Source organism: Mariniphaga anaerophila, assembly GCF_900129025.1.
GTDB classification, from domain to species: domain Bacteria; phylum Bacteroidota; class Bacteroidia; order Bacteroidales; family Prolixibacteraceae; genus Mariniphaga; species Mariniphaga anaerophila.
In genome coordinates, this window is record NZ_FQUM01000001.1 from 302,844 (window position 1) to 316,495 (window position 13,652).

Annotated in this window: 15 protein-coding genes; 5 read left to right on the top strand and 10 right to left on the bottom strand. The window is 40.8% G+C overall.

Features of this window, described 5'->3' with window-relative positions; translation table 11 throughout:
- Positions 1-79 precede the first annotated feature (79 nt).
- Positions 80-781, bottom strand: a complete 702-nt coding sequence (locus tag BUB08_RS01115; protein WP_072998851.1) for a DUF7847 domain-containing protein — start codon at positions 779-781, stop codon at positions 80-82.
- A 246-nt stretch (positions 782-1,027) separates the two neighbouring features.
- Here BUB08_RS01115 and BUB08_RS01120 point away from each other — a divergent pair, with 246 nt between their 5' ends.
- The gene (locus BUB08_RS01120) at positions 1,028-1,981 is read left to right on the top strand and encodes a response regulator transcription factor (protein WP_072998156.1); all 954 of its coding nucleotides are present in this window, start codon (positions 1,028-1,030) and stop codon (positions 1,979-1,981) included.
- A 12-nt stretch (positions 1,982-1,993) separates the two neighbouring features.
- On the opposite strand, the gene BUB08_RS01125 is transcribed toward BUB08_RS01120, so the two are convergent.
- The 3 genes from BUB08_RS01125 to BUB08_RS01135 form a co-directional block, all read right to left on the bottom strand.
- Positions 1,994-3,238 carry a tetratricopeptide repeat protein gene (locus BUB08_RS01125; RefSeq protein ID WP_072998158.1) on the bottom strand — a complete coding sequence of 415 codons (1,245 nt, stop codon included), beginning with the start codon at positions 3,236-3,238 and terminating at the stop codon, positions 1,994-1,996.
- Positions 3,239-3,321: 83 nt separating this feature from the next.
- Positions 3,322-4,737: a M56 family metallopeptidase gene (locus tag BUB08_RS01130; RefSeq protein WP_072998160.1), complete on the bottom strand. Its 1,416-nt coding sequence runs from the start codon at positions 4,735-4,737 to the stop codon at positions 3,322-3,324.
- The gene (locus BUB08_RS01135) at positions 4,721-5,116 is read right to left on the bottom strand and encodes a BlaI/MecI/CopY family transcriptional regulator (RefSeq protein WP_072998162.1); all 396 of its coding nucleotides are present in this window, start codon (positions 5,114-5,116) and stop codon (positions 4,721-4,723) included. Before BUB08_RS01135 ends, BUB08_RS01130 begins: the two co-directional genes overlap by 17 nt.
- 576 nt (positions 5,117-5,692) lie before the next feature.
- Between BUB08_RS01135 and kdsA the strand changes: the two genes are divergently transcribed.
- Together kdsA and BUB08_RS01145 are read left to right on the top strand one after the other, a co-directional pair.
- Positions 5,693-6,511, top strand: a complete 819-nt coding sequence (gene kdsA / locus BUB08_RS01140) for a 3-deoxy-8-phosphooctulonate synthase (RefSeq protein WP_072998853.1) — start codon at positions 5,693-5,695, stop codon at positions 6,509-6,511.
- 1 nt (position 6,512) lies between these two features.
- The gene (locus tag BUB08_RS01145; protein WP_072998164.1) at positions 6,513-6,926 is read left to right on the top strand and encodes a Dabb family protein; all 414 of its coding nucleotides are present in this window, start codon (positions 6,513-6,515) and stop codon (positions 6,924-6,926) included.
- On the opposite strand, the gene BUB08_RS01150 is transcribed toward BUB08_RS01145, so the two are convergent.
- Positions 6,920-8,152 (bottom strand): nucleoside recognition domain-containing protein, encoded by a 1,233-nt coding sequence (locus tag BUB08_RS01150; protein WP_072998165.1) that lies wholly within the window; start codon positions 8,150-8,152, stop codon positions 6,920-6,922. The two genes, BUB08_RS01145 and BUB08_RS01150, sit on opposite strands and share 7 nt — an antisense overlap.
- Positions 8,153-8,282: 130 nt before the next feature.
- Entirely contained in the window at positions 8,283-9,074 is a 792-nt protein-coding gene (locus tag BUB08_RS01155; RefSeq protein ID WP_245820155.1) for an MBL fold metallo-hydrolase, read from the bottom strand.
- A 66-nt stretch (positions 9,075-9,140) separates the two neighbouring features.
- Here BUB08_RS01155 and BUB08_RS01160 point away from each other — a divergent pair, with 66 nt between their 5' ends.
- A complete protein-coding gene (locus BUB08_RS01160) occupies positions 9,141-9,842 on the top strand; it encodes an SAM-dependent methyltransferase (protein ID WP_072998167.1) in 702 nt (233 codons plus the stop codon).
- 19 nt (positions 9,843-9,861) lie between these two features.
- Here BUB08_RS01160 and BUB08_RS20480 read toward each other — a convergent pair whose 3' ends face one another.
- Genes BUB08_RS20480 through BUB08_RS01180 form a run of 4 tightly spaced genes read right to left on the bottom strand, consistent with a single transcriptional unit; the run spans position 9,862 to position 13,090 of the window.
- Positions 9,862-10,929 carry an NUDIX domain-containing protein gene (locus BUB08_RS20480; protein ID WP_072998168.1) on the bottom strand — a complete coding sequence of 356 codons (1,068 nt, stop codon included), beginning with the start codon at positions 10,927-10,929 and terminating at the stop codon, positions 9,862-9,864.
- A gap of 20 nt (positions 10,930-10,949) precedes the next feature.
- On the bottom strand, positions 10,950-11,504 hold the full coding sequence (locus BUB08_RS01170; RefSeq protein ID WP_072998170.1) for an FKBP-type peptidyl-prolyl cis-trans isomerase: 555 nt from the start codon (positions 11,502-11,504) through the stop codon (positions 10,950-10,952).
- Between the two features lie 26 nt (positions 11,505-11,530).
- Positions 11,531-12,043: an FKBP-type peptidyl-prolyl cis-trans isomerase gene (locus BUB08_RS01175; RefSeq protein WP_175549913.1), complete on the bottom strand. Its 513-nt coding sequence runs from the start codon at positions 12,041-12,043 to the stop codon at positions 11,531-11,533.
- 12 nt (positions 12,044-12,055) lie between these two features.
- Positions 12,056-13,090 carry a DHH family phosphoesterase gene (locus BUB08_RS01180; protein ID WP_175549915.1) on the bottom strand — a complete coding sequence of 345 codons (1,035 nt, stop codon included), beginning with the start codon at positions 13,088-13,090 and terminating at the stop codon, positions 12,056-12,058.
- 112 nt (positions 13,091-13,202) lie between these two features.
- Here BUB08_RS01180 and BUB08_RS01185 point away from each other — a divergent pair, with 112 nt between their 5' ends.
- Complete coding sequence (locus BUB08_RS01185; RefSeq protein WP_072998173.1) at positions 13,203-13,622, top strand: nucleoside-diphosphate kinase; 420 nt, start codon at positions 13,203-13,205, stop codon at positions 13,620-13,622.
- Positions 13,623-13,652 lie beyond the last annotated feature (30 nt).

Genomic DNA, 13,652 nt, shown 5'->3' on the forward strand with positions numbered 1-13,652 from the left:
AACAACCAGTCGAGCAAAAGAAAAAGGCCGTTCTGATTTTCATTCAAAACGACCTTTTTTCAGTAAGATATTTTTGACGCTAAACTTCGTTAACTCCCAAAATCGGAATCGGATTTTCATCGTCATTTTTATTTAAAACTGATTGATACAACGTAGCAAAAGAAGCATGTACCCACATAATTGAAATAATTATTCCCACAAAGAAAGCAATCAGCCCGCCAATATACAGGAAGAAAGAAACAACGGCCATTCCAAAAATTTTCCATCCGTGGCCACGTGTCATCGCCCAGCTTTTTTCCACTGCCTGCATGGGTTCTAAATCTTTGTCCATTACCAGGTACGGAACAAAAGTCAGGCGGCACCAAATAATTATTCCGGGAACAATAAGCATTACAAAACCAATTATTACCAGTGCAACCACAATGAGGTTGGCCAGAACAATTTTCAGGTATTTGGTTTTGAACCCGTCAAACAGGAACCTCAGTTCTGCTTCTTCGTTGCGCATCGCTTTTAAAAACAGGTATTTTTCTCCATACTTAATAATCGGGAGAAATAAAAATCCGTACGCCATACTAAAAATTGCAAGTGGAAAAAACCAGACCAAATTAAACCAATCTCCGCTATCGGCTTTCCAGTTTGCTCCCACCGGACCATTTAATAAACCAACAATAATTACAGCCAACAACAACGGCAAAAACGCATTTTTTGTCATTGTTCGCCAGGCGTAACCAAAACTTCCTCCAATTGAGGGAATCAGGTTGTAATGTTTTTCGCTTTCCATTTTTTTTGAGTTTTTAATTTCTGTTTTCATTAATTGTTGAATCGAAAATAGAACTTCCCAAAAATAAATCCTAGCTACCTTGGTAGGATATTAAATAATCACTACTTTGGTATGCCTTTGCTGCTTAGGGCAAAGCTCACCAAAACCATATAGAAAACAGACAACACGGATTGCAGTTTTTTTTAATCGGGACGCGATTAAATTTTTGATTTTGAATAAACCACTACCAAAGATTGATAGAAAAAAATGCTCGTTGAAAACATCTCGTATCTGGCAACTTTTGTTGCAACCGCAGGAATGGCAGTAATTGGTTCATTGCTTTCGTTTCAGTTATTTCGCGAAAACAAGCAACCTTTTCTGCAGCTATTGTTTTACCAGCAAATTTTTCTTTTTTCCTTTTTTATTTACGGAATATGGGGAAATATTGCACTTCGGGAGGTGGTTGCGGACGCATCACTAAGCCAGGAATTATTTGGCAAGCTGGCGCTTTTTGTTCCGCTTATTGGGTTGCCGTTTCTGTTGGTAAGCTGGTTTATGCTGGTAAAATTTGCATGGGAGCTAAATGGCTTTCGCTTTTCTAAAATCTGGACATTCAGCTACTTTTCCGGCTTTTTGTTTGCACTGGCTTTTTTTTCCTTTTTGTTTCAGAATAACTACTTACAGATACCGGTAAAACCTGACGTTTTTATCATCAGGCTATTTCTGGTTTTGAACTTCTTTTTTCATCTGGTTTTCATATTCCCTTTTATTTTAAAAAACAGGACGAACGCAAATGACACGCTAAAAAAAGAGATACAAAAATGCGCTTACGGTTATTTTTTTGGTGTGGTTATTTATTCGGCAGTACTGTGGTTTCTGAAAAAATTCGGGTTTATTGGCACCAACCTGTCGTTTATTCTTTTGTTTGGAATTAGCCTACTGTTACCTGCGTGCGTCAGGAAATTTGTGAAATTCCCGAACGAAAACACAGTACAAAAACTTGATTTTAGTTCCTTTTGTGCTGCTTACGAAATATCAAAACGCGAATCACAAATCGTACTTGAAATCTGTTCCGGGAAAACCAACAAGGCCATTGCCGAAAAGCTTTTCATTACCTTGCAAACAGTGAAAGACCACAACCACCGCATTTACACCAAAACCGGCGTAAAAAGCCGGATACAACTGGCTAACCTGGTACGAGAAAAAACGGGCATCAAATAAACCGGCACTCCACTATTCTTCAAAAAACAAATCTTCTTTGATTTTCTTCATCCGGTCGAGCGCATAGTTCACATTTTTTGCAGACTCGCCGGCTTCTTTCAAATACAAATTGTAGTAGTTTAACGCCAGCGTTTTGTTGGAATTAAACTCTTCGTAAGTAGTTGCAATTTCAAATAAAACCTCGTGATTTTCGCTGTCCAGTTCGTTCGCCTTTTTCAGCGCACCAATTGATTCTTCAAATTTGCGTTGCTGCCCGTAAATTTGCCCCAAATGATGGTACATGTCGGGCAAAAAAGAAGGCGTTGCCGATTCGATGGATGCATTCATATAGGACTCCGCCTCGTGATACCGGGCTTGTTTTTTATAGCAAAGACTAAGGTAAAAAAGAGCAAACGGATCGTTGGCAACCTGGCCTGTACACAAATCGAGCATTTTAATTGCATTTTGCTCGTTGCCCGAAAAATACAAGCTGATTCCGTAATTCAACAGTACCTTGTATAAAGAGTCTCCATCGGCAAAAAAGTAATTTTCGTAATACTTGCGAGCGTCGTCGTATTGTTTATTTCGAAAAAACTGATTGGCTTTTTGCAGGAAAAGCCTCACATCTCCGGGAAAACTTTCTAATCCAAGATTCACTGTTTGCATTGCTTTGCCAAACTGTTCTTTTTGCTGAAAAAGGGTTATCAGATTAAAATAAGAAGCATAGTCGCGCGGATTTAGCGCTATCGATTTCTCATAAAGAGATATGGCCAGGTTTGTTTTTCCTATTTGATGAGCACAGTATGCGAACTGCTTATTCCAGTATGTATTACCCGAATCCTTCGCGCATATGTTTTCAAATAAAATGTAAGCTTTTTGAAATTTTTCCAGTTGAATATAATTTTTCCCCAACTTGCCACCAATAAGCTGATTGTTCGGCGCCAACCGGACTGCTTTTTCCAAATGCGGAGTTGCATCGTGATAATTTCCAAGTGCCGTTAGCGCATCTGCCATTTCGACCAAAAAATCCGGATTTTCAGACTCCGTTTTAAGCGCTACCGAAAAAGCCTGAACAGCCTCGCGGAACTTTTGAGTACTGCATAATACCAACCCTTTTTTGAAATACAACGAAGCCTCGGGCTTTTCCGTCACCAAACGATCGATCTCACCAATGGCTTTTTCGAATTTCTTGTTGATAATGAGCAAATCAATACTTTCCTGGGGAAAAGCGTAGAAACAAGCAAAAGTCAACCCCAACAACACACACACAAATTTCATATTATGCAGCTTAACTTTAAGCCATTCCTGAAAAAGCGGAAATAAACCTGCATTTCCAAAAATGGCTTAAAAAGATGATTTTGTTACTGAAGCACAAAATTTATGGGAACCGTGTAACTTACATTAACCGGTATTCCCTTTTGCATTCCCGGTTTCCAGGCTGGCAAAGTGTTTACAACCCGCAAAGCTTCCTGGTCAAGAGCAGGATCAACTCCCCGGGCGATTCTTGCATTTGCAGTATTCCCTTTTGTATCTACCACAAAGGTTACGTAAACTCTCCCCTGAATGCCTTTTTCCTGCGCTGTTACAGGGTATTTAATATTGTTGGCAATGTATTTTCGGAGTTCCAGTTCTCCTCCCGGAAATTCGGGCATATCTTCAACAATAAAGAAAATCTGCTCGTCGGCACTGAGTTGTTTTGGGGCAACAACTTCCTTTTTCACCAGAAGCAAATTCCCCATGCTGTCGCTTTCCAAACTGAATTCTTCACTTCCGGCCATAATACTTTTTAGCTTGTCGAGGCCTTCTGCTTCTCCGGCTATTTTCAGTTTATCGTCCAGAAAAGTAATTTTCAGCTCATCGGGCTCTGCCAGCGGAGCAACAACCTCTGCTGTTTCTTTCTGCTCGCAGGCAAATACAATAATCAATAAAACTGCAGTTAAAAAACCCAGCACAATTTTTAGATTGGCAATTTTCGAAGATTTTATTTTTGACATCATCTTAATTCGATTTTTAATTAATGAGTAATTGAAATTGTTGGTTAATACCAGCTGCCCTCCGGCAAACTGGTTAAGCAAAAGCTTTTTGTAGTATCCGCGATTTACGCCCGAGCCCAAAACTGCCCTGTCGGCCAAGTACTCGTGGTTCTCGCGAATGGCGTGCCGCAACATCCACATAAATGGGTTGAACCACTGAAAAACTGTAAGTATTTCCAGAATAAGCACATCGAAAGAGTGCCCCTGTTTTACGTGCTCCATTTCGTGAGCAAGCATTCGGTCGTAGCCATCTTCGTTTTGCAGTGAGCGGTTCACAAATACATAATTCAGAAAAGAATACGGACTACCTTCATTTTTAAGAAGAACCAGCTTGATTCGTCCAAGTTTTTGAACTTCGTGAGTTCGTACAATTTTACCAATCCGAATCAGCCGAACTAAAAACATGCCCATAAACAATGCCAGTCCTACAAGGTAAATCCAAATCAGCAAAGACGCTGAAAGCACAGCCTGTTCAACCGTTATTGTAAAATCGTGGCCATAAACCGTAACCGTTTCCATTAAATTGCTGTAGGGCGTAACCGTAATTTCAGAAAGCATTACCGATTGCGGTTCGTAAACCCTGAACCTAAAAAACGGCAACACAACCGAAAACAACACAGACCCGAGCAAAAACAGCCTGTTTAGCCTGAAGAAAGTTTCTTTACGCAAAAACAGTACGTACACTACCGACAGTAATGCCAGACTGATGCCGGACTCAACGATAAAGTTAACCGTGCTGTTCATTTTCTTCCTGATTTTCGTTTTCCAAATCGCGCTTTACATCTTCCATCAGCTCGTCAAAATCTGTAAGACTCATGTTGTCTTCTTTTGCAAAAAACGACACCATTTCTTTAAACGAACCGCTAAAATAGTTGCGCATAAAGTTTTTCATGAAAGAACGGGTGTACTCTTCCCTGCCCACAAGCGGAAAATATTCGTGGGTTTTTCCGTAAGCGTTGTGCCCCACAAATCCTTTCTTCTCCAAAATGCGAACAATGGTAGAAACGGTATTGTAAGCCGGTTTTGGCTCCGGCATCTCGTCTATCAAATCTTTCACAAATGCTTTTTCATTTTTCCAAAGGAGTTGCATCACTTGCTCTTCCGCTTTTGTTAGTTCTTTCATTTCAAACTCTTTTTGTTTTCATTTTAATTGACTGTTGAGGCAGCAAAAATTAAATCCATAGTTTATAAACTATTTCCTTAGTTTCTCGCTAAATGGTTACCTGTAAGTACATGTTGAATTGCAGTTTCTTTTCGGCAGTTCTACTCTCCTAACCTGCATTTACAGAAACCATTTTATATGAATTATTGTTCGATTCCCAATGCATCTAAACTATTGTTGCATGCAATAATCTGATGCAAACAGGAAAACAAACTTTCAACATCTATCGCATTATTCTCATAAACACACTTTTTAAAATTGGACACTAGTTTTATTACTATTTCGGATATCCATTTCAAACATACAACTAATCTTTTAGTTTACAAACTAAATCGTTAGTTTATTTAAGTACACAAAACATAACAAAATCTTTTTCAATATATTACAACAACTAACAATTTAGTTATTACTTGTCCCTGAAAAACAAAAAAGCGAAATAGCTCCTCTTTGGAGAGTTAGTAAGCATTTTATACCATGAAGTATTTTGCTGTATTGCAACGGCTGACTATTTTTGTTTTACATTATCCAAAAAAAAGCATGATTCCAGAAATTGAAAAACTTAAAAATACCGCGTCCGGAAATTTTTTCCTGATGGCCGGCCCCTGCGCCATTGAAGGCGAAACAATGGCACTTCAGATAGCTGAACGAATTGTTGAAATAACTAATCGGTTAAAAATTCCATTTGTTTTTAAAGGTTCGTACCGAAAAGCCAATCGTTCGCGGTTGGACTCGTTTACTGGTATTGGTGACCAAAAAGCCCTTTCTATTTTAAAGAAGGTGCGTGAAACTTTTGATGTTCCTGTGGTTACAGATATCCACTCGGCAGACGAAGCCTTGATGGCGGCGGAATACGTTGATGTGCTCCAGATTCCGGCATTTTTATGCCGGCAAACCGACATACTGGTTGCTGCCGCCCAAACCGGCAAAGTCGTCAATATTAAAAAAGGCCAGTTTCTTTCGGCAGGCGCCATGCAGTTTGCAGTCAATAAAGTCAGAGAAAGCGGAAATCCAAATATCGTTCTTACCGAACGGGGAACAACATTTGGGTACACCGATTTGGTTGTGGATTACCGCGGCATACCCGAAATGCAAAAAATGGAAGTACCGGTTGTTCTGGATATTACCCACTCGTTGCAACAGCCCAATCAGGCAAGCGGCGTTACCGGAGGAAAACCCGAGCTGATTGAGACCATTGCCAGGGCCGGAATTGCAGTGGGAGTTGACGGGATTTTTATTGAAACGCATCCCGAACCGGCAGTAGCAAAATCAGACGGAGCAAATATGTTAAAACTCGATTTGCTGGAGTCGTTGTTGGAAAGGCTGGTTAAATTACGACAAACTATAATTCAATTCTAAAATGAAAAACAGACGTTCATTTCTTAAAAAAGTGGCTGCAGGAACTTTTGCAGCCGGATTTTTTCCTTTCTCAAAACAAGCATCTGCCGGGGAAGTTAAACTTACCGGAGCGTTGATTCACCACGTGTTTTTCTGGCTAAAAGAACCTGCTAACCAATCGCACAAGAAAAAATTGATTGATGCGCTGAACGATTTGCTAAAGGTTGAAACCATAAAAATGAGCCACATCGGGATTCCGGCAGGCACCGAAAGCCGCGATGTGGTTGATCATTCTTATTCGGTTTCGTACATGGTAATGTTCGACAACCAGGCAGGCCAGGACAAATACCAGGTTCATCCGCTACATTTAAAATTTGTGGAAGAGAACTCGTATCTGTGGAAAAAAGTAGTGGTTTACGATTCGATTGATCAATAGAAAAACAGGTAAGCCATTAGAATTGAGGCGATAATTCCTGTGAAATCTGCTATCAAACCACAAACTACAGCGTAGCGGGTGTTTTTAATTCCAACCGAGCCAAAGTAAACTGCAAGAATATAGAATGTAGTGTCGGTAGCTCCCTGAACCGTGCTGGCCACGCGCCCCACAAACGAATCGGCGCCGTAAGTTGTCATGGCATCTACCATCATTCCGCGAGCGCCACTGCCGCTTAACGGTTTCATTAAAGCAGTTGGCAGGGCAGGCGTAAAATCAGTGTTTATTCCCAACTGCTCAAATCCCCAGGAGAATCCGGCAATCAACCACTCCATCGCCCCCGATGCCCTGAAAACACCGATGGCCACAAGAATTGCCACAAGATAAGGGATAATCTTCACAGCGGTTTTAAACCCGTCTTTTGCACCGTCAATAAAAGCTTCGTAAACATTTACCCTTTTGCGAAGAGCCATCAAAATAAAAACAATGATAACCGAAAACAGAATAAAATTGCTTGCCAGGTTGGAAACCCGGGTTATTTCATCTTTATCCAGTGCCGAAAAATACCAGATAATGGCCGCGATTACTGCTGTTAAAACGCCCAAATAACTTAAAACAACTTTGTCGAGAAGATTGATTTTCTGGTAGATTGCAACGGAAATTAAGCCGGCCAGGGTAGAAAAATAGGTCGCTAATAAAATCGGGATAAAAATATCGGACGGATTTACTGCCCCCAATTGGGCGCGGTAAACCATAATGCTTATTGGTAAAAGTGTTAACCCCGAGGTATTTAAAACCAGAAACATTATTTGTGCGTTGGAAGCCGTTTTTTTGTCCGGATTGGTTGCCTGCATCTCTTTCATTGCTTGCAGTCCGGTTGGGGTAGCTGCGTTGTCAAGATTCAGCATATTGGCAGCAATGTTCATCATAATAGAACCGTAAGCCGGATGCGATTTCCCCAACTCGGGAAACAGCTTGTTAAAAAACGGACCAATTACCCTTGAAAAAACATTTACGATTCCGCCCTTCTCTCCTATTTTCATGATGCCCATCCACAGGGTTAGCACCCCGGTTAACCCGAGTGAAATTTCGAAACCCGTTTTAGCCATGGAAAATGTTTCGTTTACCATATTCGGGAAAACTTCTGCATCGCCAAAAAAAAGCAGTCGGATTAAGCCAATCACGAAAGCCGCCAGGAAAAAAAATATCCAGATGTAGTTTAGTGCCATAATTTTTCAAATGGTGGTTCCAAGATAACAAAAAAGAGGAACCCGCTTTTTACATAAATCCGTCATTCTTAAAAAATTATATTTTGAACGAAAAAATTTCAAAATACTTTCTGCTAACAATCAGTTATCTTCACCCATTCAGATGTATTTTTTGCCCGTCATATGCAATAAACACATTATCGGGCAACATCGCCTGAATTTCCTCGTGAGTACCAAAAGCGTGACTTACATGGGTTAAATATGCAACGCCGGGATTTACCCTGGCAATAACTTCCAAAGCCTGCTGCAAATTGAAATGAGAAATGTGTTTCTCTTTCCGGAGGGCGTTTAGTATTAAAATCTGTGTTCCTTTTAGCTTTTCCAGCTCCTCGTCGGGTATAAAATTGGTATCGGTAATGTAACTAAGCTTCCCCACCCGGTAACCATAAACAGGCAATTTATAATGAAAGCATCTGATCGGTACAAACTCAATCCCGTCAATGTCGAACGGGCGGTTTTCCACCTGATGCAACTCCATCATCGGAACTCCCGGGTATTTGTTTTCTGCAAATACATAGTCGAAAATACGCTTGATGGAATTTTGAACCCTTTTTTCTGCAAAAATATCGGTGGGGCGCTTTTGAACCCAGTTAAATGAACGAATATCATCAAGCCCGAAAATATGATCAGCATGTTCGTGCGTTAACAGAATTGCCCGTAGGTGATTGACGTTCTCCCTCAGCATTTGCTGCCTGAAATCGGGGCCTGCATCAATTACAAAATTTTGTCCGTTTATTTTCAGCAACAGGGATGAACGAAGTCGATTATCGCGGGGGTCAGCAGATTGACAAACATGACAATTACAAGCAATTACAGGCACTCCCTGCGATGTCCCGGTTCCTAGAAAAGTGGCTTCAATTTCAAATGTATTGTTATTTAACATGCTGCAAAATTAACAAAAGGTTGCCGAAACCATGATTATCTGTAATTTTACCAAAAAATTTTTCTGATGGCAGAACTCTTTTTGGTACCCAATATTTTGAGCGATGGCGACTGGCAAAATGTTTTGCCGGCACGTATTTTTTCTGTGCTGACCAACACCCGGTTTTTTATAGTCGAAAACATTCGTACTACCCGTAGATTTTTAAAGCAGGTAAATCATGAAATAGATATCAATCAATTGGTATTTTTCGAGCTGAATAAACACACCCGGCAACAGGATTTGCCTGATTTTTTGGCACCACTGGAGCAGGGCAACAATGTAGCAGTAATTTCGGAAGCCGGTTGTCCGGGGGTGGCAGACCCGGGAGCAAGCGTAGTACAAATCGCCCACCAAAAAGGATATAAAATAGTTCCGCTGGTGGGGCCATCGTCTATTGTGTTGGCACTAATGGCATCAGGATTAAATGGCCAAAACTTTGCTTTTAACGGATACCTTCCGGTAAAACCGCACGAACGCACCAAAGCAATTTCGAGTTTGGAGAAGCTGACCAAAAACAACGGACAGACCCAAATTTTTATTGAAACACCATACCGGAATAACCAGTTGGTTACTGACCTTTTAAAAGCCTGCGCACCTGCCACTCTGCTTTGCATCGCCGCTAATATTACCGGAGAAAACGAGTTTATTGCCACAAAAACAATTTCGCAATGGAAAGGCAAAGTGCCCGACTTACACAAACAGCCTGCAATATTTTTAATAGGAAGCTAAAAACGGTAGCCAGAATATCCTAAATCAACCCCTTGTTTTTAAGCAACAGGAATTCCTGTTCGAAATTGGGAGTAAAAAAACCGTCTCCCAACCGGGCTTCAATTTGCTTTTTGGTCCAGAATCTGGCTTCAACAACTTCATCTGAATGCACATTGAAATTTTTGTGATCGTGTGTTACAAACAGATAGACCAACTCACTTTCCACCTCCGATTCCCACTTGTACACATGAAGCAGTCGAGCAGAAAAACCGGCCAGTCCTATTTCCTCATAGGCCTCTCGCTGAAGTGCCTGTTCCAGATTTTCTCCGGCAGAAATATGTCCTCCAACAGCAGTATCCCATTTCCCGGGTTGAATGAGTTTTGAATCGGGTCGTTTCTGCAACAGAATAGCTTTATTCCTGTTTAAAACCTGTAAATGAACCACCGGATGCAGCAATTTACTTCCGTTGTGCACCTGGCTGCGCGGTGCCTGCCCGGTAACTTTTCCGGTTTCATCTACCAGAGGAACCCACTCTTCTTTTGACAATTCTTTTTGTTTCTTTTTTTGTTTGACAAACTCATACAAAAAATATGCACCAAACAATAAGTAAAACAAGCCGCCACTCACAAATGCCCACGCTTCTTTACTCATAAAAAACGTGGAATAGAAAACCAGGAGTGTGTGCCCCAAAAATATAAAAAACAGGCTTTTCAGGCTTTTTCGCATTTGGGCAACCTGCGCTTCATTCAACTGAATATCTTTCAGGTAGCGTCTGCTCATCAACCCGATAATATTCACTTTCGAAAAAGCGGAGATTGCCAAAACAGTTACCAAAATAAGTTCGATCAATCCCGGCTTCAGTTTGAAGAACAGGTCGTTATCCAAAAGAATGGACACAGCGCCAAGTACGACCAAAAGCAAAGTGTCGAAAAGGATAAATTTGTCGAGCCGTTTTTCCTTAACAGCTACCCAAACCATTTCGAGCAGACCAACACCAACGGCCACAAATAAACCGGTTTTGGTTCCCCATATTTCGTCAGCAGCAATAAAAACAAAAAGGGGAATAAAACCGGGCAATAATTTTTTCAGGAGTTCAGTCCCTGACATCAGAAAATTTCGTTCAGTTGTTATTCAGTTGTTTCTTCTTCCTTCTCTTGTTCAGGAGACTGTGTTGGGTAAACTTTGTAAACCTCCACTTCCATCATTAAAGAGGTGAAACCTCCGGCACCGTAGGTTCCATACTGTCCAAAACCCAGATTTGAGTCGAAAATAAGGAGCGCTTTCGATCCTTTTTTCATGTAGGTAAGCGCCTCGTGCAACGCTTTCAACTCACTCACTGAGGAAGGAGACGTTGATAATTGAGTAGGAGGAAGAACAATCAAATCAAGAGGTTCGTATGCACCGGTAGAAGCTACATATCCACTGTCGAGTGTGTAAGTTGTATGAAATACCTGTACCCGATCACCCATTTTTATGGAATCTCCGATCCCTTCTTCCTCAGGTAAAAAATATAATCCGGATGGTTTTTCTTCCAACTCCGGAGTTTTTGAATAATGTGCGCGAATAAACTCGTCCAGCTTTTTTAACTCGTTCTGGCGTTGTTTTTCCAGACTGTTTTCTTTACACGAAAAAAAAGCAACGGCAACTGCCACAAAAAATAATCCTGTAATTATGCGTTTCATCTGTTTTCTATATTAAAATTAAAAAACTACGAAGGTTTTATGTCGTATAGTTTTGTTACGAAAATAAGCGTCTGATACGGAGGTATTGACCCCCACCCCGTGCTTCCATAGGCCTGCCCGGAAGGAATTACAAACTGAAATTCTGCTCCTTTATTCATTTTCTTCAACCCTTCTTCCCAGCCGAGAATCATCCTCGATTTTTCGCCTTCCAAAACAAATTCCATTTTACCGTCTGAATAGTGCAGTTCAGAAGAATCGAACAATACACCATCAATAAAATAACCGGCATACCCTACAATCAGCGTGTCACCTGATTTTGCAAAATCGCCTTCGCCTTCTTCCCTTATCACATAATAAACTTGGTTAGCCGTGGTATCAATGTCATGTCCTTTTGCCACCAGGCTGTCCAAATAGGCTTCTCTCAGCAAAATTTCCTCCGCTGCGGTGTACACTTTTTCGTCACCGTCCTTCAAACACGAAGAGACAGCCAATGCAACCACTGTTGCAAAAACCAGGTTAATCAATAATCTCATCTTCATTCTTTCTATCATTTAAATTGTTGTTTCCAATAATTGATGCTTATAGTCGCTTAAAAGTTGCTTGAACTTTTCAACTGATTCGTCAAGTGAAATTTTTGTTTCGCCTCCGGCCGCGTTCCGGTGTCCTCCTCCTGAAAAATGTTCCCTTGAAAACTCATTAACCGGGAAACTTCCTTTGGACCGGAAAGACGCTTTTACATAGTCTTTCTTCTCAATGAATAACGCGCTAAATACAATATTATTAATCGACAACGGATAATTAACGAAACCTTCGGTATCGCCGGGTTGAAATTTGTATTCCTGAAGTTCTTTTTGAGAAAGCCAGATAACTGCTGCCCGGTATTCTGGAAACACCTGCATTTTTTCTGCCAGGCAATGCCCCAGCAATTGCATGCGTTGAGCCGAGAAATTATGGTAAACCGCTGCATGAATCTTTTCGGAATCAATTCCGGCTTCCATTAGTTTAGCAACAACCTGAAATGTATTTGGCCTCGAAATATTGTGGCTGAAACATCCCGTATCTGTCATAATTCCCGTAAAAAGTCCTTCTGCAGCATCGTGATTCACATAACCAGACAGATTTATGCGGCTCACCACATCAAAAACCAACTCGGCAGTTGAACTGTATCCCGGTTCAGAAATCATCAGATTACAAAAATCAGATGGATACGGATGATGATCGATTAACACTTTTTGGTTGGAGAATTCCAAAATCGCTCTCTCCATTCGCGCGGTGCGCTTGGGCTCATTAAAATCGAGACAAAACAAAACCTGGGCGTCCTGCAAAATAGTTTTGCACCTGTTTTTCTTTCGCTCGTAAATCAATATTTCCAGTTCGGAAGAGAACCACTGCAAAAAAGCAGGGTAATCGTTCGGAACAATAATTTTTACGTCGTGCCCAACGTTTTTAAGCACTTCACCTAACCCAATAGCCGAACCAATGGCGTCGCCGTCGGGATTTTCGTGCGTTACCACCACAATTTTTTGTTTGGGGTGACTAACCAACGCTTCTAAAGACGTAAAAATCTCATTTACAGTATTTTTCAAAACTACAAAAATTTGAATTGACAAAGATAAGAAATCTGCCTCGTGGGCAAAGGCATCTTTCCTCAATTTTTGTTAATATTGCGGCACTAAAAACATTTTAAAAATTGGAAAAATGGCAGGAAACCAGACTTTCACAATGATTAAGCCAACGGCTTTCAAAAAGAATTATGCAGGTGCAATTTTAAAAATGATAACCGAAGCCGGTTTTCAGGTTAAAGCGATGAAATTGACCCGGCTGACAACCGAACAGGCAGGTGCTTTTTACGCAGTGCATAAAGGGAAACCGTTTTATCAGTCGCTGGTGGATTTTATGAGTTCGGGGCCAATCGTGGCAATTATTCTCGAAAAAGAAAACGCAGTACAGGATTTCAGAAATTTTATTGGGGCAACCAATCCTGAAAACGCTGCAGAAGGAACCGTTAGAAAACTGTATGCAACCAGCTTGCAGGAAAATGCGGTACATGGCTCAGACAGTGATGAAAATGCTATTATTGAAGCAGACTTTTTCTTCTCTAAACAGGAAAGATTTTAATTCCGAAGAATTTATATTTCGATACTAAAA